A 26360-nucleotide genomic window follows, 5' to 3' on the forward strand; every position below is an offset into this window, starting at 1 on the left:
TAAGTAGGATGAGCCAGATTGAAGATACACATGCACAGATGATATCCGACACCACAGATTCTAACGTGACTCATTCTGACGTCACTCATGCAGAAGGCACTCATGCTGAAAGTACTGAGTTCGATGTCATTCTTGTCGGCGGCGGCATGGTTGGTGCGGCGACGGCAATTGGATTAGCCCAACAGGGTTTGCAAGTGGCGGTGATTGAATCTTTTGCGCCAGAGGCTTATCAAGCCGAACAGCCATTAGATGTGCGAGTCTCGGCCATCAGTGTGGCTTCTGAAACGCTGCTTAAACGTCTTGGCGCCTTGGACTCATTGCTCAAGATGCGTAATGTGCCTTATCTTGGCTTAGAAACTTGGGAGCTCGATGGCTGCATCACCCAATTCCACTGTTCGCAAATTGGTGCCAGCCATTTAGGTCATATAGTCGAAAACCGTTTAATCCAACTTGCCCTGTGGCAACAGATGACGCAATTAGCTGGCATCACCTTATATTGTCCCGATAAAGTGGTGGCATTTGCCCGCGATAGCGACGGTGTGAGCGTGCACTTACAGTCAAATAGTAAACTGACCGCTAAGTTGTTGGTTGGCGCCGATGGTGCTCACTCGCAGGTACGTCAATGGGCGGGAATTGGCATTTCGGGTTGGGATTACGCTCAATCGGCCATGTTGATTAATATCAACATGGCACAGGGGCAACAGGATGTGACTTGGCAGCAGTTTACGCCCAAAGGACCGCGTTCATTATTACCTTTACCAGGCAATAACGCTTCGCTGGTGTGGTACGACGATGCCAATCGAATTAAGCAGTTAATGCAGCTTAATAATAAACAGCTTGCAGATCAGATAAGAGTGCATTTTCCAGCGCGTTTGGACGCTGATTTTACCGTTGAGAATAAAGGCAGTTTTGGCCTCACTCGTCGCCATGCCCAGCGCTACTATAGTCATAATGTGGTGATTTTAGGTGATGCCGCTCACACCATTAATCCCCTCGCAGGCCAAGGGGTGAACCTTGGGTTTAAGGATGTCGAAGCATTTTTGGCGGTAATAAAGGAGGCATTAACTCAAAATAACCTCTGGTGGTCGAATGAAGTGCTTGCCCAATATCAGCGCAAGCGTTATCGCGATAATCAATTGATGATGACGGCGATGGATTTGTTTTACGCCGGTTTTAGCAACGATATTCTGCCGCTAAAGCTGCTGCGTAATGGCGCGTTAAAGTTAGCAAACATCAATTCTCCGCTCAAAAAGACTGTCCTTAAATATGCTATGGGGCTTAATTAACGCTTTGTTGTTCTGTGTTCTGACCTTGTGTTCTGCTCCTGTGCGATGACGTGGCATTTGTTGACTTGGGGTTTGAGTGCTAAAATGCCGCGTTTTTAGCTGGTATGGTCAGTTCAGTCGGCTCTTTGCGCGGCTGTCATCGACGAAATAACGATATTGAGTGTCATGAGCGAAATAAAATTAATAGTTGGTCTGGCTAATCCAGGTGCTGAATATGCACACACTCGCCATAATGCGGGGGCTTGGTACGTACTTGAGTTAGCGAGAATTTGCGGCGTGACTTTAGTGGCCGATAGTAAGTATTTTGGTTTGACCGCCAGAGCCGTATTGCACGGTAAAGATGTCCGCTTATTGATCCCGACGACTTATATGAATTTAAGCGGTAAAGCGGTTGGCGCTTTGGCGAATTTTTTTCGTATCACGCCGGAAGAGATTCTGGTCGCTCACGATGAACTCGATCTGCCGCCCGGTGTGGCTAAGTTTAAGCTCGGTGGCGGTCATGGCGGCCACAATGGTCTGAAAGATATTATTGCTAAACTGGCTAACGATAAAAACTTCTACCGTTTACGCTTAGGTATCGGTCATCCCGGTGATAAAAATCAAGTGAGTGGTTACGTACTGGGAAAAGCGCCTGCTAAAGAGCAAGAACTTATCGAGGCGGCGATAGATGAAGCCGTGCGTTCTACCGAAATTTTGTTTAAACAAGACATGGTGAAAGCCATGAACAGATTACACTCCTTTAAAGCGGAGTAGGTTTTGCCTTTGGCGAGACTTAAGTGATTCAAGTGATTTAATTATTCAGTAATGTGCTGCCATAGGGCAGGACGACTAAACCTCGCTGATGAGTGTGACTTGTCAGCCAATAATCGAGAGAAAGGTAAGCATATGGGTTTTAAATGCGGCATTGTTGGTCTTCCTAACGTAGGTAAATCAACGCTTTTTAATGCGTTAACTAAGGCTGGCATCGAAGCGGCTAACTTCCCGTTTTGTACCATTGAACCTAACACTGGTGTTGTACCTGTGCCGGATCCACGTCTGGATGCGTTAGCTGCGATTGTGAATCCACAACGTGTGTTACCTACCACCATGGAATTCGTGGATATCGCAGGTCTTGTGGCTGGCGCATCTAAAGGCGAAGGCTTAGGTAACAAGTTCCTCGCTAACATCCGTGAAACCGATGCGATTGGTCATGTAGTACGTTGTTTTGATGATGACAACATTGTTCACGTTGCTAACAAGGTTGATCCTGCTGGCGATATCGAAGTCATCAACACTGAATTAGCGTTAGCTGACTTAGACAGTTTAGAGCGTGCGGTTCAGCGTCAGCAGAAACGTGCTAAAGGTGGCGATAAAGACGCTAAGTTTGAAGTGGAAGTATTAGAAAAAATGCGCCCCATTTTAGACGAAGCTAAAATGTTGCGTTCAATGGATTTATCGAAAGAAGAGCTGGAAGCGGTGGCTTATCTGAACTTCTTAACCTTAAAACCGACCATGTATATTGCTAACGTGGCGGAAGATGGTTTTGAAAATAACCCGCACTTAGATGCCGTTCGCGCCATTGCTGCGACAGAAAACGCTATCGTTGTTGCCGTATGTGCGGCGATTGAATCTGAACTGGCCGAGATGGAAATCGAGGAGCGCGATGAATTTATGGCGGATCTGGGTATCGAAGAACCAGGTTTAGATCGTGTGATCCGCGCAGGTTATGAATTACTGAATCTGCAAACCTATTTCACCGCAGGCGTGAAAGAAGTGCGTGCTTGGACTGTGCCAGTGGGTGCGAGTGCTCCGCAAGCGGCGGGTGTTATCCATACCGATTTTGAACGTGGTTTTATCCGTGCCCAAGTGATGGCATTTGATGACTTTATTGCCCACAAAGGTGAAGCTGGCGCGAAAGAAGCCGGTAAGTTACGCGTGGAAGGTAAAACCTATATCGTTAAAGATGGCGATGTGATGCATTTCCTGTTTAACGTATAACAAAGCTTATTCACGCTGTAAGTCTCGATAAATTAAGCTAAGTATGAGCAACAAGGTGTTATTTAGCACATCTGTTGCTCAGTTTGGTGAAGTAATAGCCGAACAGCTTAACCTAAGGGAAATAGCGAAAAAAAGCTGTTGACCTAGATACCTTGAATAAGCATAATACGCCCCGTTCCTCGCTGAGAGGGGCGCGTAATATCGATGTGGCAATGTAGCTCAGCTGGTTAGAGCACAGCACTCATAATGCTGGGGTCGCAGGTTCAAGTCCCGCCATTGCTACCATTTTATTTAAGATAAATTTCTTATATAAAATGAATCACGATTTTACTCTAGCATTGATTGCTAGCATCTCTTCACGATGTAAACATGAAACTGTGCGGGAATGGTGAAATTGGTAGACACGCCAGATTTAGGTTCTGGTGCCGCAAGGTGTGAGAGTTCAAGTCTCTCTTCCCGTACCATTTTTTAGATATATGAATTTAGAAACATCGGCGATAGCGGATGTTTGAAACAGAGTTAGTTGGGGTATCGCCAAGTGGTAAGGCACCGGGTTTTGATCTCGGCATTCCAAGGTTCGAATCCTTGTACCCCAGCCATTTTTTCTCAGTTTCCAAGTTGATTGGGGTATCGCCAAGTGGTAAGGCACCGGGTTTTGATCTCGGCATTCCAAGGTTCGAATCCTTGTACCCCAGCCATTGGCAATGTAGCTCAGCTGGTTAGAGCACAGCACTCATAATGCTGGGGTCGCAGGTTCAAGTCCCGCCATTGCTACCATATTTAACTCTGTTAAAGTGATTTATCAGAGAAAAATCCAAAAATGTTGAATAGACAATTTTGGTACATTTTGATGCGGGAATGGTGAAATTGGTAGACACGCCAGATTTAGGTTCTGGTGCCGCGAGGTGTGAGAGTTCAAGTCTCTCTTCCCGTACCATCAAAATGCAATCTTCGATAGAAGATTAAACACAGTTTATTGGGGTATCGCCAAGTGGTAAGGCACCGGGTTTTGATCTCGGCATCCCAAGGTTCGAATCCTTGTACCCCAGCCAAAAAGTTAAAAAGCCTGTCTTCGGACAGGCTTTTTGCTTTTTAACTTTTAACTATTTTCAGCTTAGCGTTATTTTGCTTTCAGTTTCCCTTCAATATTAGCCCTTCCAGCCTTTCCCTTGTCTCTATAATTCCCGTTGGTTGTGGCAATTCAGCTATTTTCAAAGTTAATCCACAGTGCCATTTGAGCTGGCACTGTGGTGATCCGTTTTATTGCTTTTTGACTTCAGGAGCAACGGGTGGCGATTTTATTTCTGCAGGATCCGCTGGAGCCGCTGGAACGGCGACTTTTGCAGCTGCTTCAGTGATATTGATTGGCATTGCAGCATTCTTAATGACGGCATTCTCTGTGACCGCACTATCAATAACGGCACCTTGGGCCGCTTTAACATCACCTGTTGCAACGGCTTTGACTGCATCAGGTATTGCTAACTGTTGCTGTACTTGATTTGCGCCCGCTTCTAAGGCTTTTTGTTGTAACTTCTGTGGATCCGTATAGTCGGCTAATTCCTTCGGCCAACTTGGGACCCGTTTTTCTGCCTGATTACTGAATTGCTCAGAAATCACTAAGGGTGCACCGCCTTTCATCAGCATGACTGCCATTTGGTTGGTGTCTGAGTTCCAAACTAGACCCGCTTTTTCGGCCATTTCGGGGACCGGGGTGTAAGTTGACACTAAGTAGATGAGTGGACCTTCCTGTTGGATCTTGTCGGCCGTTTTGAGCAGGGACAGGGTGGTATCGTAATTTTTACCCAGCAATTCCTGCATACGGTTCTTGATGAGCGGTTGTTCGAATAATCCGACATCGTTCGGATCTAAACCGACAAGGGGTTTAAGCAAGGCCCACATGAGCTGGCCTTGAGGTGACATTAATAATAGTGGTGCAACACAGGCGTTGAGCATTAATGCGAGCCACACAATATGCAGGCAGCGCATTTTTTTGAGCAGAGATGTACTCAAGATGATATTTCCTTGGAAGTACCAGCAAGTCGCCGGCGGCGGATTGTAGCTGATTGGCATAAGGTAAACGAGAGGGGAGCAAAGTAAATTTTAAGCAAAAAAAATAGCCCAAATGTTGGATTTTATCCTTTTGAATTTGAAAGGTATTTACAGGTGATACAATAAATTATTTGCTGCTAATTTAATCGAGGGTAATGGTTTTTGAGTGCTAAAAACAGATTTACCCCTAAGTGCTTTATTTTTGGCACTTATTTTTCTTCTTACTTTTTAACTTCTTTTTCAGTATTGAATATGTAAAGTTTGTAAACTTTGTTCTGTTTGATAATCGATCTCATTTAATCTCGGCGCATTAAATTAGTTTAATGCAGCTCATTTCTCTCTTTAGCTGCATAGGGAAAGCAGACTCTGGAGGTATTTCTCTTCGGTTTGTTTTTGAGAGTGCATCATTGAAATTAAGAGTCAGTAAGTCGTCTTTGTCCTTTGCCCGCATTATTCATGTTTATGTGTCTATGGCTTTATTGTTGCTGATGCTGTTTTTTGCGGTGACAGGTATAACGTTAAATCATCCTAATTGGTTTTCTCAAGCTGATCAGGAACCTAAGCGGGAGCAAGTGCCAATCCCCGCCTATTTGTTACCCGTTAATGCCCAAGACTCACAATGGCGTCTGGCTGCGGGTCATTGGTTGAAAAGTGAATGGGCTATGGATATGGCGAGCGCCGATATCGATGAAGATGAAATTAGTTTAGTCAGCAAAGGGCCCGGCACTTACCGCAGCCTGACATTGGACTTACTCGACGGACAAGCCTATGTCGAAACCTTAGATTACGGTGTCGTTGCCGTAGTGAATGATTTGCATAAGGGCCGTAACACAGGCACAGCTTGGGCTTGGATACTCGATCTCAGCGCTGTGCTTATCATTTTATTTTCGCTCACTGGGGCTTATTTGTTGCTGCCTCAAACCAAGCGCCTCAAAAAGTCATTGTTATACATGGTACTCGTCAGCAGTAGTTGCGGGCTTGTGTATGTTTATTTTGTTCCATAAGGAGTGTAGGCCGAGTATGCGTCATCTTATTCGCACCATTGCGGTGAGTGCTTTGTTTGTCAGTTCTGTGGCGTTTGCGACGCCTAAAATGACAGTCGATTTAACCTTGCCTGAAATTACCGAAGGGCAATATCACAGACCTTATGTGGCCGTATGGGTTGAGGATGCCAAGGGGCAAACGGTTAAAACCTTAAGCCTTTGGGTATGGGATGAAGGCCATAAATGGTTGAAAGATATCCGTCGTTGGTGGCGTAAAGCCGGACGCGAAGATATGAGTTTTGTTGACGGAATAGCATCTGCGACACGTCCCGCGGGTCATTACAAAATCGATTGGGATTTAAGAGATGAGGCGGGAAAAGTGCTTGAACCAGCCACTTACACTGTATTTATTGAAGTGGTGCGTGAACACGGTGGTCGCGATCTTGTACGACAAAATATCGATTTAGCTGCGGGAGATTTCTCTGTGCAGTTGCCCGCCACGACAGAAACTGGCGTTATCGACATACGCTTAAGCGGCATGGCTCATTGAGTCAATCCATTACATATTTAGCCCGTCTATTAATTGTTAAACTTAAGGAAAAGGTATGAAATTACGTCTTATTGCATTACTTGGCACACTTTGTATTAGCCCATTGGCAAGTAGCCACGACAGATGGATTTTACCTAGCCACTTCAACGTTTCGGCTGAAAGTGAAGAAATTGTGTGGATTACCTCAGATGTGTCTGCCAGCAATCAAGTGTTTATGATGGATAAACCTTTTAGTGCCAGTGATGTGCGTGTATTACAGCCAAATGGAAAACCAACGTCTCCAAGTTCAAGTTACACGGGCGGACGTAAGTCGGTGTTTGATGTACAACTGATGCAAGATGGCACTTATAAGTTTGAAAAAGAAGTTTCACCTCGTTATTTTTCTCAGTATAAAGTTAAAGGAAAAGAAGGGGTTGTACGCAGCCGTATGGATAAAAAAGCCACAACTGCTGCTATGCCAAAGGGAGCCTATGAACTTGAAAGTTCTTTAAATGTGTCGCGGGTTGAAACCTATGTCACACGTAATAAGCCAACTGAGGAAGTGTTAAAGCCTAAGGGGGAATATTTAGAACTAGTGCCTGTGACTCATCCTGCAGATATTGTTGAGAACGAAGCTGCTACCCTGCAATTTGTTTTCGATGGTAAGCCCGTTGAAGGCGTTAAAGTCGCCATTATGAAAGACGGTAGCTTATATCGTAACAAACCAGAGGAAATCGAATTTACCTCAGATAAAGACGGTAAAGTTTCAATGATCTTACCTTCAGCAGGACGTTATCTCTTACATGCGGCAATTGAGCGCCCTAATTCAGATAAATCCCTTGCTGATAAAACGGTTAGCGAAATCTTTTTGACCTTTGAGGCTGGGCTTGAATAAGTGAGTTAACCTCTAATTTGAGGTTTTTGCTTTGAGTCCTAATGCCCACGGTCTAAATGGCGAGTGGGCATTTTTGTATTCATTTCGTACTAAAACGTGTGCGAAATTTCCTTAGGTATACAGATTTGAATTTGATTACTGGTAACTCTGCTTAAGGTTGGGTAAGCTGCGTCAATGCATTGTTCTTGGTGCATCAAAAGCGCATAACGATTAGAATAGCGCAATTCCACCCTCATTTGACTGTGTTGACCTTAGCGTTGGCACGGGTTGCTTTTGTTTTAAAGGAGACGAAAGAAGTTATGACTAAGGTTCCTATGACAGTTGTCGGTGCAGAGCAGCTGCGTAAAGAGTTAGATATTCTCAAGTTTGACCGTCGCCCTAAAATCACTGAAGCAATTGCTTCAGCGAGAGAGTTAGGCGACTTGAAAGAAAACGCGGAATACCATGCGGCTCGTGAGGAACAAGGTATTTGTGAAGCACGTATCCGTGATATTGAGGGTAAGTTATCTAACGCGCAAATTATCGACGTCACTAAGATGGTGAATAACGGTCGTATCATTTTTGGCGCCACTGTGACTATTTTAAATCTTGATACCGATGTCGAAGTGACTTATCGCATAGTCGGCGATGACGAAGCGAATATTAAAGAAAACCTGATTTCAGTGAATTCACCAATAGCTCGTGGCTTAGTCGGCAAAAATGAAGGTGATGAAGTATCTATTACTACGCCAGGTGGTATGACAGATTACGAAATCATCTCAGTACAGTATTTATAATCTGCTTATAATACTTTGCTTATAGTGTTGTGAGCGTGACTCATGCGATATCGCTAAAACCGTCCTAGGGCGGTTTTTTTGTTATCCGCGAATTAAGTTTGTTTACGGCTTGAGTTTAGGGCTCGAATTTAGGGCTTTAGCCAAGGATATCGATCGCGCTTCAGCGTTGAATTCGGGGTAAGATGGACAAAGTTTAATTTGTCTCTTTGTAGGTTTTTACCTAAGCTGCCATCCTAGCAAAATCAACATTGGCCAAATGTGTATTTTGTTTTTTTGCGCGAGTTTCACTTTATGGACCCACAGTTAAGCATCAAAAGCGAACAGTGAATAGGTTCATCTTTAGTTTGATAACGTTTTATAAGAGGGCACGCTTTGGTCAAACATTGGCGTACAGGATTGATGTTAGTTTGCGTGGCGATCATGTTGATTGCGCACTCGGCTAGCTATGCGCCAAAACCCTCAGTACAGCGCAGTGATGCAGCTCGCCATTATGCTCAGATGCATACTGTGAGTCTTGATAGCTCTACTCCCCATGCAAAGCGAAGCGCTGAGCCTCAAAGCTTACCCGATGCCGATGTTATCGCCCAATCTAATGCACAGTCTGATGCGCAAACCGTTGAAAGCTGCGGCTCACCGAATAGTCATGATACCGATCTAGTCAGTTCAGACTCAGAATTAGAATCACAGCCAGCACCTTGTCCGAGTTCTGACTATGTGAGTCATTCAGATGACTTAGATTTTGCCCCGATAAATTCGCCGCGATTTATCAGTCTTGCCCAGCACGATGTGCGTGAGGTCAAGCCAGTATATGTACTCGCTGTAGACTTTACTGCCGAACCGACATCCAATGTCGTTGAACCCACCGATCTTGATATCACATCAGATTGGACGCTTTCTGCTGTTTCTTCCCCCGCCCGAATTTCGGGTTGGAAAGTCTCAAATCTTCAATATCGATTTAGCCAACAAGCCGCTTAGCTCGCCTATTTAGGCATGACGTTGATAGGAGCCTAATCTTATCGATTTTTCATGCTGTTGCCTTTTTGTACTCACCGAAACTTTTTATAGCTGCTTAAGTAAGCAGTGATGATTTGAGCCTTACGAGCTTAGCCGCTGGTACTCAATCATGTGTTTCGGACTGATATCAATATGTTCGCTTAGCGATTTGATTCAAATGCTGAGCGTTAAATAGCGAGTTAATCCCATGGAAAGAAAACCCAATCAACGGCTGCTAAATCACTATTCAGCTTGGAAATACTTAGTGCTTATCGTCACTATTATCGTGATGCTATTCAGTGCTTTGCCGACATTTTACGGTGAGGATGCTGCGGTGCAGGTGGGCGCGAAGGCGGGGTTAACGCTCACACCTATTGCCCTTCGAGATAAGCTGCAAGCTGAAGGCGTGACGGTCAAACGTATCGACCAAAAAAATGGTGAAACCTTAATTGTCCTCGATGCGGATAACCAACAAACCTTAGTCAAAACTTTAGTCTCTTCTATGGTCGCAGAGCCAAAAGAATTGACTTTATCCCTTGCCAGTGCGGCGCCAAGTTGGTTACAAAACTTAGGCTTTCAGCCGATTAAACTCGGGCTCGACTTGCGCGGTGGCGTACAGTTCTTACTCGATGTTGATATTGATCCTGTTTATCAAACTCAGGCCGAGACGCTTGTTGATTCGCTACGTCAATTCATCCGTGAACAGAAAATTCGTGGTGCTAGCGTGCATTTGGACCAAAGTCATCAGTTAAACATGACGTTGCCCGATAATGACGCCCGTGCTGCCGTGCGTCAAATGATGAAAGAGTCCTATCCTAATTGGCAGCTATCCAATGCTGATGGCGCGGGTTTACTGATTAAGTTGAGCCAAGAAGAGCAAACGAAACTGCGTAACTTGACAGTGCAGCAAAACTTACAAGTGATGCGCAGCCGTATTGAAGAACTCGGTATCACTGAAGCTTTAGTGCAGCGTCAAGGGGAGCATCGAATTCGGATTGAATTGCCTGGAGTACAAGATCCTGCCGCTGCCAAGAATGTTATCGGTGCTACGGCGAGTTTGGCCTTTTTCGAGGTTAAAGAGTCTGGCTCCGTTAATGCTATGGTACTCAATGACAAGTCTGGTAAGCCTATTTATGTGAGCCGCACACCAGTACTGGGTGGCGATCATATTGTCGATGCGAGGGCGAGTTTAGGCGAGATGGGCATGGCGGAGGTGAACATTAACCTTGACCGTGTGGGCGGGCAGAAAATGTCTGACTTTTCCCGTACCAATATCGGCAAACCTATGGCGACGTCTTACAGTGAATACAGCCGTGATGAGCAAGGTAAGGCAAAGCAAACACAAGAGATTATCAGTGTTGCGACTATTCAATCCCAACTTGGAGATCGTTTTCGCATTACGGGGGCAGGCTCCTATCAAGAAGCACAACAATTAGCTCTGTTACTGCGAGCTGGCTCTATGACGGCGCCAGTGACTATTGTTGAAGAGCGCACTATTGGCCCGACTCTGGGTGCTGAAAACATTGAAAACGGTTTTGCTGCCCTTGGTTTAGGGATGGGGATCACCTTGCTGTTTATGGCGCTTTGGTATCGCCGTCTCGGTTGGGTGGCGAATATAGCGCTGATCTCCAATATGGTGATCCTGTTTGGTTTACTGGCGCTTATCCCTGGCGCTGTGTTGACCTTACCTGGTATTGCGGGTTTGGTGTTAACCGTCGGTATGGCGGTCGATACCAACGTACTGATTTTCGAACGAATAAAAGATAAGTTAAAGGAAGGTCGCAGTTTTGCGCTGGCAATTGATACGGGGTTTGATAGCGCGTTTTCTACCATTTTCGACGCCAACTTCACCACTATGATTACTGCAGTGGTGCTTTACTCCATAGGTAATGGTCCAATCCAAGGTTTTGCCTTGACCTTAGGTCTAGGTCTATTGACCAGCATGTTTACCGGTATCTTTGCTTCAAGGGCCTTGATCAACTTAGTTTATGGACGTGATGCTAGCCGTCATGTGAAGGTATAATCATGAAAAATATTAATCTAACTAAATGGCGTTATGTTTCGAGTGCTATCTCAATTTTGTTGATGCTAGTGTCATTAACCATCATCGGCGTGAAAGGTTTTAACTGGGGCTTAGATTTTACTGGCGGTGTCGTCACCGAAGTGCAGATCGATAGAAAAATTACCAGCAGTGAATTGCAACCTTTACTTAATGCCGCTTATCAGCAAGAGGTGAGTGTAGTCTCCGCCAGTGAGCCGGGACGTTGGGTGTTGCGCTATTCCGATATAAAGAGTGCCGATACAGAGCAAGGTAATATCGATATTCAGCAGGTATTAGCGCCGCTTAACTCTGAAGTGCAAGTGCTTAACAGCAGTGTTGTCGGGCCGCAGATTGGTCAAGAATTGGCAGAGCAGGGCGGTTTGGCGCTGTTAGTCGCTATGCTGGCGATATTAGGTTATTTAAGTTATCGCTTCGAATGGCGACTCGCATCGGGTGCCCTATTCGCTTTAGTGCATGACGTAGTGTTCGTGCTGGCATTTTTCGCCTTGACTCAGATGGAGTTTAATTTAACGATACTTGCGGCTGTGCTGGCGATTTTAGGTTATTCCTTAAACGATTCGATCATTATCGCTGACCGTATTCGTGAATTATTGATTGCTAAGCCAAAGCTTGCGATTCAAGACATTAACAACCAAGCAATTGTGGCGACGTTTTCTCGCACTATGGTGACATCAGGGACAACCTTAATGACGGTCGGTGCGCTGTGGATCATGGGCGGTGGGCCGCTGGAAGGATTTTCGATTGCAATGTTTATCGGTATATTAACCGGCACATTCTCTTCGATTTCAGTTGGTACCTCATTGCCTGAGTTATTAGGCTTAACGCCTGAGCATTATAAGGAACAAGTGATTTCTGAAACACCTTAGGGCTATGCTAATCGTTTAAATTAACAGCGAAAACAAAAAGGCCACTCGATTGAATGGCCTTTTTGTTAACACGATAAAATCAAGAAAAATTACTTTGCCTTTGGCAAAGCAATTTTCATTTCTGGTGATTGACGATAAATCACCAGAATATGACCAATAAGTTGCACTTTTGCGGATTGAGTTTCACGTACTATGGCATCAACGATGGCATTTTTTAGCTCTCTGTCGGCAGAGGCTACTTTCACTTTAATCAGTTCATGATAAGCGAGTGCGCTTTCAATTTCAGCGAGTACACCTTCAGTCAATCCATTGGCACCAAGCAGCACCACTGGCTTTAGCGGATGCGCTAGACCTTTTAAATGCTGTTTTTGTTTGGTTGTTAAGTTCATTTCTACCAACTTTTGCTGAGTTACTGTTGAAAAACGGCTATTCTACCCTTATATAGCCTTTGTGTAACTCTCAATTGTTGCGGATTTTAAATGTCAGGTATAAAACGTACGGCCAGTTCTAATCGCTGGATGCTAGAACACTTTGATGATCACTATGTCAAACTCGCCCAAAAAATGGGCTTGCGATCTCGCGCTGCGTTTAAGCTTGAAGAGATCCAGCAAAAGGATCAACTAATTCGCCCAGGCATGACTGTGGTTGATCTCGGTGCTGCTCCGGGAGGTTGGTCTCAAGTGGCAGTTAAATTAGCGGGAGATAGAGGTAAAGTCATCGCCTGTGACATTTTGCCTATGGATCCCATCGTCGGCGTCGATTTTTTGCAAGGGGATTTTCGTGAAGATAAAGTCCTTCAAGCATTACTTACTCGCGTCGGTGATGCTAAAGTTGACGTTGTGTTGTCTGATATGGCACCCAACATGAGTGGTTCAGATAGTGTTGATCAGCCCCGTGCCATGTATTTAGTGGAATTGGCGTTAGATATGTGCCATCAAGTATTGGCTCCTAATGGCTGTTTTGCGGTAAAAGTCTTTCAGGGGGAGGGCTTTGACGAATACATGAAAGCGGTAAAAGCAGTGTTTAAAGTCGTTAAAACACGTAAACCAGACTCTTCACGGGCTCGTTCCCGCGAAGTCTATCTTGTGGCGACTGGGTACAAGTTGTAGTAACCTAGCGTTAATAATCGCAAGACTTAATGAGGTCTAGTAATTTGAGTGACATGGCAAAAAATCTAATACTCTGGGTTGTCATCGCCGTTGTGCTGATGTCAGTGTTTCAGGGTTACTCCCCCTCTTCTTCGTCATCGCAGAAGATGGATTATTCTACCTTCTTAGATAATGTCCGTGATGGACAGGTCGCAACTGTTGAAGTTAAGAGCGACCAACGTACTATTGAAGGTGCTAAACGAACTGGTGAAAAATTCACTACTATCATGCCGTTATATGACCAAGATTTAATTAATGATCTTGATCGTAAAGGCATCACTATGAAGGGCCAAGAAGCCGAAGAGTCAGGGTTCCTTACCCAAATCTTCATCTCTTGGTTCCCGATGTTATTGCTTATCGGGGTATGGATTTTCTTCATGCGCCAGATGCAAGGCGGCGGTGGCAAAGGCGCTATGTCCTTTGGTAAGAGCAAAGCCAAGCTGATGAGCGAAGATCAGATTAAAACTACTTTTGCCGATGTTGCCGGTTGTGATGAAGCAAAAGAAGAAGTGAAAGAGCTGGTTGATTACCTGCGTGACCCAACTAAATTCCAAAAATTGGGCGGCCGAATTCCAACGGGCGTACTGATGGTGGGTCCTCCAGGTACAGGTAAAACCTTGCTGGCGAAAGCCATTGCGGGTGAATCTAAAGTCCCTTTCTTCACTATTTCAGGTTCTGATTTCGTGGAAATGTTTGTTGGTGTCGGTGCATCCCGTGTGCGTGACATGTTTGAACAAGCGAAAAAATCTGCACCTTGTATTATCTTCATCGATGAAATCGATGCGGTCGGTCGTCAACGTGGCGCGGGTTTAGGTGGTGGTCATGATGAACGTGAGCAAACACTGAACCAAATGCTGGTTGAGATGGATGGCTTCGAAGGTAATGAAGGCGTTATTGTTATCGCGGCAACTAACCGTCCAGATGTACTCGATTCTGCGTTATTACGTCCGGGTCGTTTTGACCGTCAAGTGGTCGTTGGTTTACCAGACGTGCGTGGTCGTGAGCAGATTTTGAAAGTGCATATGCGTAAAGTGCCGCTTTCTGAAGATGTGAAGGCGAGTGTGATTGCCCGTGGTACGCCAGGTTTCTCGGGTGCTGATTTAGCTAACTTAGTGAACGAAGCTGCCCTGTTTGCGGCTCGCGGAAATCGCCGAGTTGTAGGCATGGAAGAATTTGAGCGTGCAAAAGATAAAATCATGATGGGTGCTGAGCGCCGTTCTATGGTGATGTCTGAAGCCGAAAAAGAAATGACCGCATACCACGAAGCGGGCCATGCGATAGTGGGTTGTTTAGTGCCAGAGCACGATCCTGTGCACAAGGTGACTATTATTCCTCGCGGCCGTGCTCTAGGTGTGACTTTCTTCTTACCCGAAGCAGACTCGGTAAGTCAAAGCCGTCGTAAGTTAGAAAGCCAAATTTCGGTCGCCTACGGTGGTCGTTTAGCAGAAGAGCTTATCTACGGTACTGAGAAAGTGTCGACTGGCGCATCACAGGACATCAAATACGCGACATCTATTGCGCGTAACATGGTGACTCAGTGGGGCTTCTCGGACAAGTTAGGTCCATTGCTGTATGCAGAAGAAGATGGTGAAGTCTTCTTAGGTCGCAGCATGGGTAAAGCCAAAGCGATGTCCGATGAAACTGCAACTATTATCGATGCTGAAGTAAAAGTCTTTATCGACAAAAACTACGCTAGAGCGAGACAGATATTGACGGATAACCTCGATATTCTGCACTCAATGAAAGAAGCTTTAATGAAGTATGAAACCATTGATTCACTTCAAATTGACGATTTAATGAAACGTCGTGAAGTGCGTCAGCCTGCTGATTGGCAAGTGGATGACAGTGGTTCTAACGATAAAGGCAATGGTCATGGTGAACCAGCAGCGAAAGCTGAAGACAGTGTGACTGCACCTGCTGAGCCAGAACTGAAAGATCCTGATGAATCTCCAGCTAAGTAATGTGTTGTGAAACTAAAGAAAACTCCGTAAAGGGGTTTTCTTGTTTTACCTTGTAGCAATTTGACTGCGCTGTCATTAATACTCTCTGCCACCATTGATATTTATCTTCTGACATTGGTCTTTTCGGATAGAAAATGAAGGCTTGAAATTAATGACGCAAGTTATGCCAGTGAGTAAAATCGTAAGTGTTCGTATTACAGGAGTAAATGCGTGTTTGAACTGATTGCTGGCACTAAACGCCTCGCGTTATCTTCGCCCATTGTGATGGGTATTCTTAATGTCACTCCCGATTCTTTTTCCGACGGTGGTCAATATTCTTCCTATGAGCTTGCCTGTCAGCATGCCGATGACATGGTGGCTCAAGGCGCGGGAATGATAGACATTGGCGGTGAGTCGACAAGACCTGGCGCCGCCGAGGTGAGCTTAGCCGATGAACTTGCGCGGGTGATCCCGTTGGTGAAATATGTTGCGGCGCACCATGATGTGTGGATTTCGGTCGATACCAGTAAGCCTGAAGTCATGCGTCAAGCTGTTGCTGCGGGCGCACATTTGATTAACGATGTACGCGCTCTGATGGAACCCGGTGCGCTTGAAGCTGCTGCAGAGTTGCAAGTCCCCATATGCTTAATGCATATGCAAGGCGAACCCAAAAGCATGCAATTTGCACCGACTTACCATAATGTTATTGAAGAAGTTTCTGCCTTTTTAACTGAGCGGATTGAAGCTTGTTTGCGAGCAGGGATCCCCCGTGAATTATTAATACTCGATCCGGGATTTGGTTTTGGTAAAAGCTTAGAACATAACTATGAATTACTGGCGAAGCTCGACAGTTTTGCCCAGTTTGATTTACCGATATTGATAGGATTGTCTCGTAAGAGCATGATAGGAAACCTCTTAGCAAAACCGACCTCAGAACGTCTTGCTGGGAGCCTTGCTGGCGCTATGATAGCGGCCCAAAAGGGCGCTCATATCATTCGTGTGCATGATGTTACTGAAACTGTGGATATGCTCAAGGTGTTACAAGCGACACAAGCGTATTTTTAAGCATCGTTATGCTCTCGTTAAGCATTTAATTAATATTATGATCCCAAATCATTGGGACACATTTGAGTTTGTGGAGCGATATGAAAGAACGTAAATTTTTTGGAACTGACGGTATTCGGGGAAAAGTCGGTTCAGGTCAAATGACGCCTGAGCTCGCGCTTAAGTTAGGTTGGGCGGCGGGGCGCGTGTTATCCCGCAGTGGTACCAAAAAGGTGATCATAGGTAAAGATACCCGTATTTCGGGCTATATGTTTGAGTCGGCATTAGAAGCTGGCCTCTCTGCTGCAGGCCTTAATGTGATGTTAATGGGACCTATGCCAACGCCAGCTGTAGCCTATTTGACGCGCACGTTTCGCGCCGAAGCAGGGGTGGTGATCAGCGCGTCACACAATCCGTATTACGATAATGGTATTAAGTTTTTCTCCACCGACGGCAGTAAGTTAGACGATAACCTAGAGCTAGAAATTGAAGCAGAGCTTGAAAAGCCTCTCGTTTGTGTTGAGTCACATCTATTGGGGAAGGTATCGCGTATTGAAGATGCCCGTGGCCGTTATATTGAGTATTGCAAAGGTAATTTTCCTGCAGAACACACGTTAACTGGGCTAAAAATTGTGGTTGATTGTGCCCATGGCGCAACTTATCACATAGCGCCAGCTGTGTTTCGTGAGTTAGGAGCCGAGGTGATTGCCATTGGTGATAAACCCAACGGGATGAACATCAATGATAAAGTGGGCGCGACGTCCATGGGCAAAATTTGTGAAACCGTTCTAGTCGAAAGTGCCGATTTAGGTATTGCACTCGACGGTGACGGTGACCGTATTATGATGGTCAACAGCAAAGGCGAAGTGATCGACGGCGATCAAATTTTATATATTCTGGCCTGTGATGCGAAATCCCGTGGCGTATTACGCGGTGGTGTAGTTGGTACGTTAATGTCAAACCTTGGGCTTGATCTCGCCTTGCAAGCATTAGACATCCCCTTTGCGCGTTCGAAAGTGGGCGACCGTTATGTGATGGAACTACTTAAAGAACTCGATTGGCGCATTGGCGGTGAAAATTCAGGGCATATCCTCAATCTTGATCACGGCACAACTGGTGATGGCATCGTTGCGGGGATTTTAGTGTTAGCGGCTATGCGTCGTCAGAATGCCACGCTAGAAGAACTGACTTCTGCGATGGAAATGTTGCCGCAGGTGTTAGTCAATGTGCGTTTTGAAGGCGAGCACGACCCTCTTAAGTCAGATAAAGTTAAAGCGGCGCAGGCACAGGTTGAATCTCAACTGGGCGTGCGTGGCCGAGTATTATTACGTAAATCAGGCACTGAACCTTTGATCCGTGTCATGGTTGAAGGTGACGATCATAGGGCAGTATTGGCGCACGCAAATTTGATTGCGGATGCGGTAAAATCGGCAAGCTAATATTTGCTAATTTTGTAATGAGTGCGGCTGATACCAATTTAAAATTAAGGTGTTAGCTGCACAAATGAACAGAAAACAGCTTTGGAGTGTAAAAAATAAGCATTCCAACCTGATATCTGAAAAAATTCGAATTTAGCTATTGTAACTTAATAAGTGGTTCGCTATTATTCACGCCGCTTTCAGAGGAGACAGTGATGGCACTCAGACGTCCTATGGTAGCTGGCAATTGGAAGATGAACGGCAGTGCGGCATTAGCCCAAGAGTTGTTCAAAAAATTTGCCTCTAAGCTCCAAAATGATTCAGCTGAAGTGGTTTTATGCCCGCCTTCTATCTATCTAGAGAGCGTTAGGCAACTGCTAGAAGCAAACAAGGAAGCGTTAGACGGTTCACTTGTTAGGATGGGCGCACAAAACCTAAGTCAACATGACTTTGGCGCTTATACCGGAGAAGTTTCAGGTCAGATGCTCAAAGATTCAGGATGTCGATATGTAATTATCGGGCATTCAGAACGTCGCCGTATGTACGGAGAGACGAGTAATATCGTAGCGGAGAAATTCGCCGCTGCACAAAAGCATGGCTTAACTCCAATTTTATGTGTGGGTGAGTCAGGTCCAGCACGTGAAGCAAGACGCACCTTTGAGGTGATTGCTGAAGAGTTGGATATAGTGATCCAGAAAAATGGCACTATGGCTTTTGATAACGCTATTATCGCCTACGAGCCGCTTTGGGCTGTAGGAACAGGTAAAAGTGCTACACCAGAGCAGGCACAAGAAGTTCATGCGTTTATTCGCAAACGCCTCTCTGAAGTGTCTCCGTTTATCGGAGAAAATATCAGGATTCTCTACGGTGGTAGTGTGACACCGAGTAATGCTGCAGATTTATTTGCCCAACCTGATGTTGATGGTGGACTGATTGGCGGTGCTAGCTTAAACTCTAGCGAGTTTTTAAGTCTGTGTACCATAGCGATGAGCGCATAATATGTATGAAGTTCTAGTAGTTATTTACTTGTTGGTTGCATTAGGTCTAATAGGCTTAGTATTAATTCAGCAAGGTAAGGGAGCTGACATGGGGGCCTCTTTTGGCGCCGGTGCATCAGGTACTCTTTTTGGTTCAAGCGGTTCAGGTAATTTCCTGACACGCAGTACGGCGATTCTTGCCATTGCGTTTTTCACTTTAAGTCTGCTTATTGGTAATTTAAGTGCAAACCACGCAAAAAATGAAGATTCATGGAAAGATTTAGGTTCAGACACTGAACAGGTTACCCAACCAGTTGAGCAAGGAACCCAAAAGTCAGAAACGAAAATTCCTGACTAGTAAAAGGTGTCGCCGAGGTGGCGAAATTGGTAGACGCGCAGCCTTGAGGTGGCTGTGACCTAACGGTCGTGCGGGTTCAAGTCCCGCTCTCGGCACCAAATATAACTAAGATAGACGAGATAAGTTCTCTCTTAGTTATTGCAAGAAATGACGATAGTCAATATACTTGCACACAGTTGACGCGGGGTGGAGCAGCATGGTAGCTCGTCGGGCTCATAACCCGAAGGTCGTCGGTTCAAATCCGGCCCCCGCAACCAGCTCCTAGTAACGAATAGTTTTTGAATTCGTTATGGTTTACAGGTTCTTGAAATTAATGACCTCGTGATTACGGGGTTTTTTGTTATCTGGGACTTTTAAATTTGTCGCATGCTTCGTATGTGGCGTTGTACTAGGGCTATTAAGCCCTTTTTTGTTTTTTCGGGGGTCAATCTTGGCAACGTTAGAATTCAGACTGGCAGAAATGCTCAAAGTACCTGTGGAAGCATTAGGCTTTCAGCTGTGGGGCATTGAATATGTTCAAGCGGGTAAGCATTCCACACTGCGAGTGTTCATTGATGGTGAGAATGGTATCAATATTGAAGATTGTGCCAATGCAAGTCGCCAAGTCAGTGCTGTACTCGATGTTGAAGATCCTATTTCTACAGAATATACCCTAGAGGTTTCTTCGCCAGGCGTAGATAGACCCTTATTTACTGCTGAGCAGTACGCGGGCTATGTAGGCGAGGATGTAAAGCTTCAATTGACTATGCCGGTTGACGGCAGTCGTAATTTAAAAGGCGCCATCACTGCGGTCGACGGGCAAATGCTCTCGCTGAAAGTGAATGGTAAAGAGTTAGTTGTCGCATTGGATAATATCCGCAAAGGCAACTTAATCGCTAAGTTTTGATGGTTTCAAGGTGAACGAGGCAAGACGAGATGAATAAAGAGATTCTGCTAGTCGCTGAGGCGGTTTCAAATGAAAAGGCCGTTCCACGCGAGAAAATTTTTGAAGCGCTAGAGATTGCTCTGGCCACAGCAACCAAGAAAAAGTACGAAGGTGATATTGACGTTCGTGTTGCTATCGATCGTAAAACCGGTGGTTATGATACTTTCCGTCGTTGGATGGTAGTTGATGACCACGGTGAAGCGTTAGAAAACCCTTATCGTGAAATCACTTTAGAAGCGGCACGTTACGAAAATCCGGACATCCAGCCTGGCGAGTTTATCGAAGACGATATCGAGTCAGTGGTGTTTGACCGTATTACCACTCAAACCGCTAAGCAAGTGATCGTACAGAAAGTACGTGAAGCTGAACGTGCGCAAGTGGTTGAGCAGTTCCAAGATCAAGAAGGTGAGTTAATCACTGGTGTGGTCAAAAAAGCAACTCGCGAGAGCGTAGTGGTTGACTTAGGTAATAACGCTGACGGCGTATTGTTCCGTGAAGACTTAATTTCACGCGAATCTTTCCGCCCTGGTGACCGTGTGCGTGCATTATTGTACTCAGTACGTCCAGAAGCTCGTGGTGCACAGTTATTCTTAAGCCGTACTAAACCTGAAATGCTGATCGAGCTTTTCCGTGTTGAAGTGCCTGAAATCGCTGACGAACTGATTGAAATAATGGGCGCTGCTCGTGATCCAGGCGCTCGCGCTAAGATCGCCGTTAAGTCGAATGATCGCCGTATCGATCCTATCGGTGCGTGTGTGGGTATGCGCGGTGCGCGTGTACAAGCCGTTTCGAATGAACTGGGTGGCGAACGTGTTGATATCGTGTTGTGGGATGATAATCCAGCACAATACGTGATCAATGCCATGGCGCCAGCCGATGTTGCCTCTATCATAGTCGACGAAGATAACCATTCTATGGATATCGCTGTTGAAGCCGATAGTTTGGCACAAGCCATTGGACGTAATGGCCAGAACGTACGTTTAGCAACACAACTAACTGGTTGGGTTCTGAACGTTATGACAGTGGAAGATATGAATAAGAAACATCAGGCAGAAAGTGCCAAGGTGGTTGATTTATTTGTTAACTCACTGGATGTCGATGAAGATTTTGCACAAGTACTGGCAGATGAGGGCTTTACGTCGCTCGAAGAAGTTGCCTATGTGCCTGTGTCTGAACTATTGGCGATTGACGGTTTTGACGAAGATCTCGTCGAAGCTTTACGTGAACGTGCAAAAGCGGCGATCTCAACTCGAGCTCTCGCTACTGAAGAAGCACTGGATGGTGTGGAGCCAAGTGAAGAGTTGCTAGCACTTGAAGGTGTTGAAAGACACTTAGCCTATGTTTTCGCTAGCAAAGGTATTGTGACTCTAGAAGACTTGGCTGAACAAGGCATTGATGATTTGATCGAAATTGAAGAATTGACAGAAGAAAAAGCAGGTGAGCTCATCATGGCAGCCCGCAATATCTGTTGGTTTGGCGAAGAAGCATAAGTCGATCAACAGGGGGATTTAACTGATGGCAGATACTACCGTAGAGAAATTGGCCACGGAAGTGGGTAAAAGTGTTGAACGTCTGATTGAGCAATTCTCTCAGGCTGGAATTAAGAAAGGCCAAGCTGATAAAGTGACTGAAGCTGAAAAGCAGCAGTTACTGGATTATCTGAAAAAGCAGCACGGTGGCGAAAATGCGCCAACGAAAATGACGCTGCAGCGTAAAACCGTATCGACCCTAAGTGTGGCCGGTAATGGTGGTCAATCTAAAGATGTTAAAGTTGAAGTTCGTAAAACACGAACTTTCGTTAAGCGTGATGCTAATGAGGCTACTCTGAAGGCTGAAGAAGAAGCGAAAGCCGAAGCAGAAGCTTTGGCAAAAGCAAAGGCCGAAGCAGAAGCTGCTGCGGCAGCAAAAGTGAAAGCTGAAGCAGATGCTAAGGCAAAAGTGGAAGCAGAAGCCAAGGCGAAAGCTAAAGCAGCAGCCGAAGTGAAAGTGGTTAAAGATATGTCACCAGAAGCAGAAGCGGCTCGTCTAGAAGCTGAACGTTTGAAAGCGGCGCAAGAAGCGGCAACCAAACGTAAGCAAGACGAAGAAGCGGCTAAAGCGGCAGAAACTGCTCGCTTACTCGCTGAAGAACATTCTAAGCGCTGGGCCGAAGAAGAGCGCCAACGTTTAGAAGCTGAGAAAAACGGTGATCATCACATCACGACATCTAAAGTAGCTCGTGCTGCTGAAGATACTTCTGATCTGGATGAAGAAAAACGCGGACGTCGTGCTCGTAACAAGAGCAACGCGAAAAAACGTGGCGGCAAAGATGCCCGTGACGGCCGTGAAAAACACATGCGTAACCGCAGTACTGCACCTGAGTCTATGGCGCATGGCTTCAATAAGCCTGTGGCAGCAGTGAGCCGTGATGTGCGTATCGGTGAAACTGTTACTGTTTCTGAACTTGCGCATTTAATGGCAGTGAAAGCGACTGAAATCATCAAACAGATGATGAAAATGGGTTCTATGGTCACGATCAACCAAGTGTTAGATCAAGAGACTGCCCAGCTAGTTGCTGAAGAAATGGGTCATAAAGTTGTGCTTATCCGTGAAAACGAGCTTGAGCACCAAGTGCTACAAGACCGTGATGATGAAGATGGCATTAAGCTAGAATCTCGTGCACCAGTTGTGACTATCATGGGTCACGTTGACCACGGTAAGACTTCGTTACTCGACTACATTCGCCGCGCTAAAGTGGCTGCTGGCGAAGCCGGTGGTATTACTCAGCATATCGGTGCATACCATGTTGAAACTGAAAATGGCATGATCACTTTCCTTGATACTCCTGGTCACGCCGCGTTTACCGCAATGCGTGCCCGTGGTGCCAAGGCAACGGATATTGTTGTACTAGTTGTTGCTGCCGATGACGGTGTAATGCCGCAAACAATCGAAGCTATTCAACATGCTAAAGCTGGTAACGTGCCATTAATCGTGGCTGTGAACAAGATGGATAAACCGGAAGCGGATATCGATCGCGTTAAGAGCGAATTGTCACAACACGGTGTTATGTCTGAAGATTGGGGTGGAGACAACATGTTTGCCTTCGTTTCAGCTAAGACAGGTGAAGGCGTTGACGAACTGTTAGAAGGTATCTTACTGCAAGCTGAAGTTCTCGAACTGAAAGCGGTACGTGATGGTATGGCTGCCGGTGTGGTCATTGAATCACAATTGGACAAAGGTCGCGGCCCTGTGGCTACGATTCTGGTTCAAGAAGGTACGCTGCGCCAAGGTGATATCGTTCTGTGTGGTCTTGAGTACGGTAAAATTCGTGCAATGAAAGACGAAAACGGTCGTTCAATCACTGAAGCGGGTCCATCTATTCCTGTTGAAATTCTAGGTCTGTCAGGCGTTCCGTCTGCAGGTGATGAAGCAACAGTCGTTCGTGACGAACGTAAAGCTCGCGAAGTTGCCCTGTATCGTCAAGGTAAGTTCCGTGATGTGAAACTGGCACGTCAGCAAAAATCTAAGCTAGAAAACATGTTTGCGAACATGACAGACGGCGAAGTGAAAGAACTGAACATCGTTCTTAAAGCAGACGTACAAGGTTCACTCGAAGCGATTACTGATTCGTTAACTGGTTTGTCTACCGACGAAGTGAAAGTGAACATCATCGCTCGCGGTGTGGGTGCACTGACTGAAACGGATGCAACCTTAGCGGCTGCCTCTAACGCTATCATGGTTGGCTTTAACGTACGTGCCGATGCACAAGCCCGTAAGACTATCGAAAGTGAAAGTGTTGATTTACGTTACTACAGCGTTATCTATAATTTGATTGATGAAGTTCGTGCAGCGATGACAGGTATGCTGTCTCCTGTGTTCAAACAACAAATTATCGGTCTGGCTGAAGTTCGTGATGTGTTCAAGTCACCTAAGCTGGGTGCAATTGCTGGCTGTATGGTGACCGAAGGTACCATCAAGCGTAGCGCGCCAATTCGCGTACTACGTGATAACGTTGTTATCTACGAAGGTGAACTCGAATCGCTACGTCGCTTCAAAGACGACGTTGCTGAAGTTCGCAATGGTATGGAATGTGGTATTGGCGTTAAGAACTACAACGATGTTCGCGTAGGCGACCAAATCGAAGTATTCGAAACCGTCGAGATTGCTCGTACTCTGTAACGATAATAAGGGCGGCTTTAGCCGCCCTTATCAATTTAAGCTATGGTAAGAAATATTATGGCAAAAGAATTCAGTCGTACTCGTCGAATCGCTCAGCAGCTTCAGCAAGAACTTGCTCAAGTGCTACAGCGCGACATGAAAGATCCTCGTATTGGCTTTGTGACTGTGAATGACGTCGACGTCTCTCGCGATCTCAGCTATGCCAAAGTGTTTGTGACTTTTTTTGAAGAAGACAAAGCTGTCGTTCAAGAAAAGCTAAACGCTTTGATCAGCGCAGCTCCTTATATCCGCACTTTAGTGGCGGGTCGTATGAAGCTGCGTGTCATGCCTGAACTGCGTTTTATCTACGATAGCTCGCTAGTTGAAGGTATGCGCATGTCTAACTTAGTTAGCCAAGTGATCAACCAAGACAAAGCGAAGCAACAGCAATTTGGCAGCGAAGACGCATCGGTTGAAGATGAAGTCTTAGGTGATGATATTGCTGATGACGCAGATGAAACGGAAGGTAAAGATTAATGGCTCGTCGTCCAAAAGGTCGTTTTATCGATGGGATAGTGCTGCTGGATAAATCCACTGGCATGAGTTCTAACTTTGCATTGCAAAGGGTAAAGCGCTTTTTTAATGCGAATAAAGCTGGGCATACGGGCGCACTCGATCCGTTAGCGACAGGTATGTTACCTGTATGCTTAGGCGAAGGGACTAAGTTTTCTCAGCATCTATTGGATGCCGATAAACGCTATTTAGTCACTGCAAAGCTTGGCGAACGGACAGATACCAGTGATTCCGATGGTGAAGTGGTGCAAACCCGCGCCATTGATTTTACCGAGGCGCAGCTATTAACTGCGCTTGATTTCTTCCGTGGTGAAACTCAGCAAGTGCCTTCTATGTATTCCGCGCTGAAATATCAGGGTCAGCCCCTGTATAAATATGCCCGTGAAGGCATAGAAGTGCCGCGTGAATCTCGCCCTATTACGGTATTTGAGCTAAATTTCATCGGTCTTGAAGGCGATGAGCTGACCTTAGACATTCATTGCTCTAAGGGCACTTATATTCGCACTATCATAGACGATCTCGGTGAGATGCTCGGTTGTGGCGCCCATGTGATTATGCTGCGCCGCACCCAAGTTGCACAGTATCCCTATGCCAGAATGGTCACTTTAGAACAACTTGAAACGCTAGTTGCTCAAGCACATGAACAACAGATAGATCCGAGCGTATTACTCGACCCTCTGTTATTGCCTATGGACACGGCCGTGGCCGATTTTCCAGAGGTGAATGTGCCGGATGCGATAGCTCCTTACTTAATGCAAGGTCAAGCGGTTCGAGTACCAGTTAATGCAGATTTGAAAACCGATGAGTTGGTACGTATCACTTTAGGTGACATTCGCCGATTTGTGGGGATTGGCACAATGAACGAAGATGGCTTATTAGCGCCGAAACGACTCATTGTTATCCATGACGAACCTGCAGAAACGCATTAGCCCGCTATCCATCGACAAATGATTAAATTAGTTGATGCATTAGTCCCCGCCTTTTATTGCGCTAGGGTGGGTTTATGGGTAAAATAGCGCGCCCTCTGGCTGAGTTAGTGATCGGCTAGAGATTCATATTATTTATTTGGAGATATACATGTCACTAAGTCCTGAAGCAAAAGCAAAAATTTTGGCTGATTTTGGCCGTTGTGAAAACGACACTGGTTCAACTGAAGTTCAAGTTGCTTTGTTAACTGCGCAAATCAACCATTTGCAAGATCACTTCAAAGAGCACATTCATGATCACCACTCACGTCGTGGTCTGTTACGTATGGTTAGCTCACGTCGTAAGTTAACTGCTTACCTGAAACGTACTGATTTAGCACGTTACACTGCTCTGATCCAAAAGTTAGGTCTACGTCGTTAATTTCGCGTCGACTAACGTGAAAAAGGAGGCTTAGCCTCCTTTTTTATTGCCTAAAATTCAACAGAATATTTATTGTG

At 45.6% G+C, this 26360-nt stretch carries 24 protein-coding genes and 9 tRNA genes; 31 read left to right on the top strand and 2 right to left on the bottom strand.

The window, feature by feature from the left end; translation table 11 throughout:
- The first annotated feature begins 8 nt into the window (after nt 1-8).
- From L5L94_RS05870 to L5L94_RS05915, 10 genes are all read left to right on the top strand, one after another.
- A complete protein-coding gene (locus L5L94_RS05870; protein WP_263161891.1) occupies nt 9-1286 on the top strand; it encodes an FAD-dependent monooxygenase in 1278 nt (425 codons plus the stop codon).
- Between the two features lie 165 nt (nt 1287-1451).
- Nucleotides 1452-2039: an aminoacyl-tRNA hydrolase gene (pth, locus tag L5L94_RS05875; RefSeq protein WP_028761467.1), complete on the top strand. Its 588-nt coding sequence runs from the start codon at nt 1452-1454 to the stop codon at nt 2037-2039.
- Nucleotides 2040-2171: 132 nt separating this feature from the next.
- Complete coding sequence (gene ychF, locus L5L94_RS05880) at nt 2172-3263, top strand: redox-regulated ATPase YchF (protein ID WP_028761466.1); 1092 nt, start codon at nt 2172-2174, stop codon at nt 3261-3263.
- A gap of 208 nt (nt 3264-3471) precedes the next feature.
- Nucleotides 3472-3548 (top strand) — tRNA-Met (locus tag L5L94_RS05885).
- Between the two features lie 94 nt (nt 3549-3642).
- A tRNA-Leu gene (locus L5L94_RS05890) sits at nt 3643-3727 on the top strand.
- A gap of 60 nt (nt 3728-3787) precedes the next feature.
- A tRNA-Gln gene (locus tag L5L94_RS05895) sits at nt 3788-3862 on the top strand.
- A gap of 24 nt (nt 3863-3886) precedes the next feature.
- Nucleotides 3887-3961, top strand: a tRNA-Gln gene (locus L5L94_RS05900).
- A 2-nt stretch (nt 3962-3963) separates the two neighbouring features.
- Nucleotides 3964-4040, top strand: a tRNA-Met gene (locus tag L5L94_RS05905).
- A 75-nt stretch (nt 4041-4115) separates the two neighbouring features.
- A tRNA-Leu gene (locus L5L94_RS05910) sits at nt 4116-4200 on the top strand.
- A gap of 40 nt (nt 4201-4240) precedes the next feature.
- Nucleotides 4241-4315, top strand: a tRNA-Gln gene (locus L5L94_RS05915).
- 208 nt (nt 4316-4523) lie between these two features.
- On the opposite strand, the gene L5L94_RS05920 is transcribed toward L5L94_RS05915, so the two are convergent.
- On the bottom strand, nt 4524-5249 hold the full coding sequence (locus L5L94_RS05920; RefSeq protein WP_263161941.1) for a hypothetical protein: 726 nt from the start codon (nt 5247-5249) through the stop codon (nt 4524-4526).
- A gap of 470 nt (nt 5250-5719) precedes the next feature.
- Here L5L94_RS05920 and L5L94_RS05925 point away from each other — a divergent pair, with 470 nt between their 5' ends.
- The 7 genes from L5L94_RS05925 (at nt 5720) to secF (ending at nt 12416) form a co-directional block, all read left to right on the top strand.
- Nucleotides 5720-6316, top strand: coding sequence for a PepSY-associated TM helix domain-containing protein (locus tag L5L94_RS05925; RefSeq protein ID WP_212599331.1), 597 nt, complete (start codon nt 5720-5722; stop codon nt 6314-6316).
- 16 nt (nt 6317-6332) lie between these two features.
- Entirely contained in the window at nt 6333-6845 is a 513-nt protein-coding gene (locus tag L5L94_RS05930; RefSeq protein ID WP_219251198.1) for a DUF2271 domain-containing protein, read from the top strand.
- Between the two features lie 55 nt (nt 6846-6900).
- Nucleotides 6901-7719 (top strand): DUF4198 domain-containing protein, encoded by an 819-nt coding sequence (locus tag L5L94_RS05935; protein WP_263146882.1) that lies wholly within the window; start codon nt 6901-6903, stop codon nt 7717-7719.
- 299 nt (nt 7720-8018) lie between these two features.
- Complete coding sequence (gene greA / locus L5L94_RS05940; protein ID WP_028761461.1) at nt 8019-8495, top strand: transcription elongation factor GreA; 477 nt, start codon at nt 8019-8021, stop codon at nt 8493-8495.
- A 399-nt stretch (nt 8496-8894) separates the two neighbouring features.
- On the top strand, nt 8895-9470 hold the full coding sequence (locus L5L94_RS05945; RefSeq protein WP_263146883.1) for a hypothetical protein: 576 nt from the start codon (nt 8895-8897) through the stop codon (nt 9468-9470).
- 226 nt (nt 9471-9696) lie between these two features.
- On the top strand, nt 9697-11511 hold the full coding sequence (secD, locus tag L5L94_RS05950; RefSeq protein WP_263146884.1) for a protein translocase subunit SecD: 1815 nt from the start codon (nt 9697-9699) through the stop codon (nt 11509-11511).
- A gap of 2 nt (nt 11512-11513) precedes the next feature.
- On the top strand, nt 11514-12416 hold the full coding sequence (secF, locus tag L5L94_RS05955) for a protein translocase subunit SecF (protein ID WP_028761458.1): 903 nt from the start codon (nt 11514-11516) through the stop codon (nt 12414-12416).
- An 89-nt stretch (nt 12417-12505) separates the two neighbouring features.
- Here secF and yhbY read toward each other — a convergent pair whose 3' ends face one another.
- On the bottom strand, nt 12506-12805 hold the full coding sequence (yhbY, locus tag L5L94_RS05960; RefSeq protein WP_006082725.1) for a ribosome assembly RNA-binding protein YhbY: 300 nt from the start codon (nt 12803-12805) through the stop codon (nt 12506-12508).
- A 90-nt stretch (nt 12806-12895) separates the two neighbouring features.
- On the opposite strand from yhbY, the gene rlmE reads away from it, so the two are divergent.
- The 14 genes from rlmE to rpsO all read left to right on the top strand — a co-directional run bounded on the left by rlmE (nt 12896) and on the right by rpsO (nt 26283).
- Nucleotides 12896-13525, top strand: a complete 630-nt coding sequence (gene rlmE, locus L5L94_RS05965; RefSeq protein ID WP_006082724.1) for a 23S rRNA (uridine(2552)-2'-O)-methyltransferase RlmE — start codon at nt 12896-12898, stop codon at nt 13523-13525.
- A 29-nt stretch (nt 13526-13554) separates the two neighbouring features.
- A complete protein-coding gene (gene ftsH, locus L5L94_RS05970) occupies nt 13555-15525 on the top strand; it encodes an ATP-dependent zinc metalloprotease FtsH (protein WP_173913187.1) in 1971 nt (656 codons plus the stop codon).
- A gap of 210 nt (nt 15526-15735) precedes the next feature.
- Complete coding sequence (folP, locus tag L5L94_RS05975; RefSeq protein ID WP_263161895.1) at nt 15736-16569, top strand: dihydropteroate synthase; 834 nt, start codon at nt 15736-15738, stop codon at nt 16567-16569.
- Nucleotides 16570-16649: 80 nt separating this feature from the next.
- Nucleotides 16650-17987 carry a phosphoglucosamine mutase gene (gene glmM / locus L5L94_RS05980; protein WP_263161897.1) on the top strand — a complete coding sequence of 446 codons (1338 nt, stop codon included), beginning with the start codon at nt 16650-16652 and terminating at the stop codon, nt 17985-17987.
- Nucleotides 17988-18181: 194 nt separating this feature from the next.
- Nucleotides 18182-18964, top strand: coding sequence for a triose-phosphate isomerase (gene tpiA / locus L5L94_RS05985; protein ID WP_006082720.1), 783 nt, complete (start codon nt 18182-18184; stop codon nt 18962-18964).
- Between the two features lies 1 nt (nt 18965).
- On the top strand, nt 18966-19301 hold the full coding sequence (gene secG, locus L5L94_RS05990; RefSeq protein ID WP_028761453.1) for a preprotein translocase subunit SecG: 336 nt from the start codon (nt 18966-18968) through the stop codon (nt 19299-19301).
- Nucleotides 19302-19312: 11 nt separating this feature from the next.
- A tRNA-Leu gene (locus L5L94_RS05995) sits at nt 19313-19399 on the top strand.
- Nucleotides 19400-19481: 82 nt separating this feature from the next.
- Nucleotides 19482-19558 (top strand) — tRNA-Met (locus L5L94_RS06000).
- Nucleotides 19559-19731: 173 nt separating this feature from the next.
- Nucleotides 19732-20187: a ribosome maturation factor RimP gene (rimP, locus tag L5L94_RS06005; protein WP_006082718.1), complete on the top strand. Its 456-nt coding sequence runs from the start codon at nt 19732-19734 to the stop codon at nt 20185-20187.
- Nucleotides 20188-20216: 29 nt separating this feature from the next.
- Nucleotides 20217-21716, top strand: coding sequence for a transcription termination factor NusA (gene nusA, locus L5L94_RS06010; RefSeq protein WP_028761452.1), 1500 nt, complete (start codon nt 20217-20219; stop codon nt 21714-21716).
- Between the two features lie 25 nt (nt 21717-21741).
- Complete coding sequence (gene infB, locus L5L94_RS06015) at nt 21742-24384, top strand: translation initiation factor IF-2 (protein WP_105251699.1); 2643 nt, start codon at nt 21742-21744, stop codon at nt 24382-24384.
- Between the two features lie 57 nt (nt 24385-24441).
- Nucleotides 24442-24900, top strand: a complete 459-nt coding sequence (gene rbfA, locus L5L94_RS06020) for a 30S ribosome-binding factor RbfA (RefSeq protein ID WP_105251700.1) — start codon at nt 24442-24444, stop codon at nt 24898-24900.
- Nucleotides 24900-25865: a tRNA pseudouridine(55) synthase TruB gene (truB, locus tag L5L94_RS06025; protein ID WP_113939302.1), complete on the top strand. Its 966-nt coding sequence runs from the start codon at nt 24900-24902 to the stop codon at nt 25863-25865. The genes rbfA and truB overlap by 1 nt, the downstream gene beginning before the upstream one ends.
- A gap of 148 nt (nt 25866-26013) precedes the next feature.
- Nucleotides 26014-26283: a 30S ribosomal protein S15 gene (gene rpsO, locus L5L94_RS06030; protein WP_028761447.1), complete on the top strand. Its 270-nt coding sequence runs from the start codon at nt 26014-26016 to the stop codon at nt 26281-26283.
- Nucleotides 26284-26360 lie beyond the last annotated feature (77 nt).

The sequence above is a fragment of the Shewanella sp. SM21 genome (assembly GCF_025654335.1).
Taxonomy (GTDB): Bacteria; Pseudomonadota; Gammaproteobacteria; order Enterobacterales; family Shewanellaceae; genus Shewanella; species Shewanella oncorhynchi.

What these genes read in the sequence shown, in the direction of transcription:
- greA (WP_028761461.1), top strand. Translation starts at nt 8,019, where the DNA reads ATGACTAAGGTTCCTATGACAGTTGTCGGTGCAGAGCAGCTGCGTAAA.
- ychF (WP_028761466.1), top strand. Translation starts at nt 2,172, where the DNA reads ATGGGTTTTAAATGCGGCATTGTTGGTCTTCCTAACGTAGGTAAATCA.
- pth (WP_028761467.1), top strand. Translation starts at nt 1,452, where the DNA reads ATGAGCGAAATAAAATTAATAGTTGGTCTGGCTAATCCAGGTGCTGAA.
- rlmE (WP_006082724.1), top strand. Translation starts at nt 12,896, where the DNA reads ATGTCAGGTATAAAACGTACGGCCAGTTCTAATCGCTGGATGCTAGAA.
- truB (WP_113939302.1), top strand. Translation starts at nt 24,900, where the DNA reads ATGGCTCGTCGTCCAAAAGGTCGTTTTATCGATGGGATAGTGCTGCTG.
- L5L94_RS05945 (WP_263146883.1), top strand. Translation starts at nt 8,895, where the DNA reads ATGTTAGTTTGCGTGGCGATCATGTTGATTGCGCACTCGGCTAGCTAT.
- L5L94_RS05920 (WP_263161941.1), bottom strand. Translation starts at nt 5,249, where the DNA reads ATGCGCTGCCTGCATATTGTGTGGCTCGCATTAATGCTCAACGCCTGT.
- secD (WP_263146884.1), top strand. Translation starts at nt 9,697, where the DNA reads ATGGAAAGAAAACCCAATCAACGGCTGCTAAATCACTATTCAGCTTGG.
- infB (WP_105251699.1), top strand. Translation starts at nt 21,742, where the DNA reads ATGGCAGATACTACCGTAGAGAAATTGGCCACGGAAGTGGGTAAAAGT.
- nusA (WP_028761452.1), top strand. Translation starts at nt 20,217, where the DNA reads ATGAATAAAGAGATTCTGCTAGTCGCTGAGGCGGTTTCAAATGAAAAG.
- yhbY (WP_006082725.1), bottom strand. Translation starts at nt 12,805, where the DNA reads ATGAACTTAACAACCAAACAAAAACAGCATTTAAAAGGTCTAGCGCAT.
- tpiA (WP_006082720.1), top strand. Translation starts at nt 18,182, where the DNA reads ATGGCACTCAGACGTCCTATGGTAGCTGGCAATTGGAAGATGAACGGC.
- secF (WP_028761458.1), top strand. Translation starts at nt 11,514, where the DNA reads ATGAAAAATATTAATCTAACTAAATGGCGTTATGTTTCGAGTGCTATC.
- secG (WP_028761453.1), top strand. Translation starts at nt 18,966, where the DNA reads ATGTATGAAGTTCTAGTAGTTATTTACTTGTTGGTTGCATTAGGTCTA.
- L5L94_RS05870 (WP_263161891.1), top strand. Translation starts at nt 9, where the DNA reads ATGAGCCAGATTGAAGATACACATGCACAGATGATATCCGACACCACA.
- rbfA (WP_105251700.1), top strand. Translation starts at nt 24,442, where the DNA reads ATGGCAAAAGAATTCAGTCGTACTCGTCGAATCGCTCAGCAGCTTCAG.
- L5L94_RS05930 (WP_219251198.1), top strand. Translation starts at nt 6,333, where the DNA reads ATGCGTCATCTTATTCGCACCATTGCGGTGAGTGCTTTGTTTGTCAGT.
- rpsO (WP_028761447.1), top strand. Translation starts at nt 26,014, where the DNA reads ATGTCACTAAGTCCTGAAGCAAAAGCAAAAATTTTGGCTGATTTTGGC.
- L5L94_RS05935 (WP_263146882.1), top strand. Translation starts at nt 6,901, where the DNA reads ATGAAATTACGTCTTATTGCATTACTTGGCACACTTTGTATTAGCCCA.
- ftsH (WP_173913187.1), top strand. Translation starts at nt 13,555, where the DNA reads ATGAGGTCTAGTAATTTGAGTGACATGGCAAAAAATCTAATACTCTGG.
- glmM (WP_263161897.1), top strand. Translation starts at nt 16,650, where the DNA reads ATGAAAGAACGTAAATTTTTTGGAACTGACGGTATTCGGGGAAAAGTC.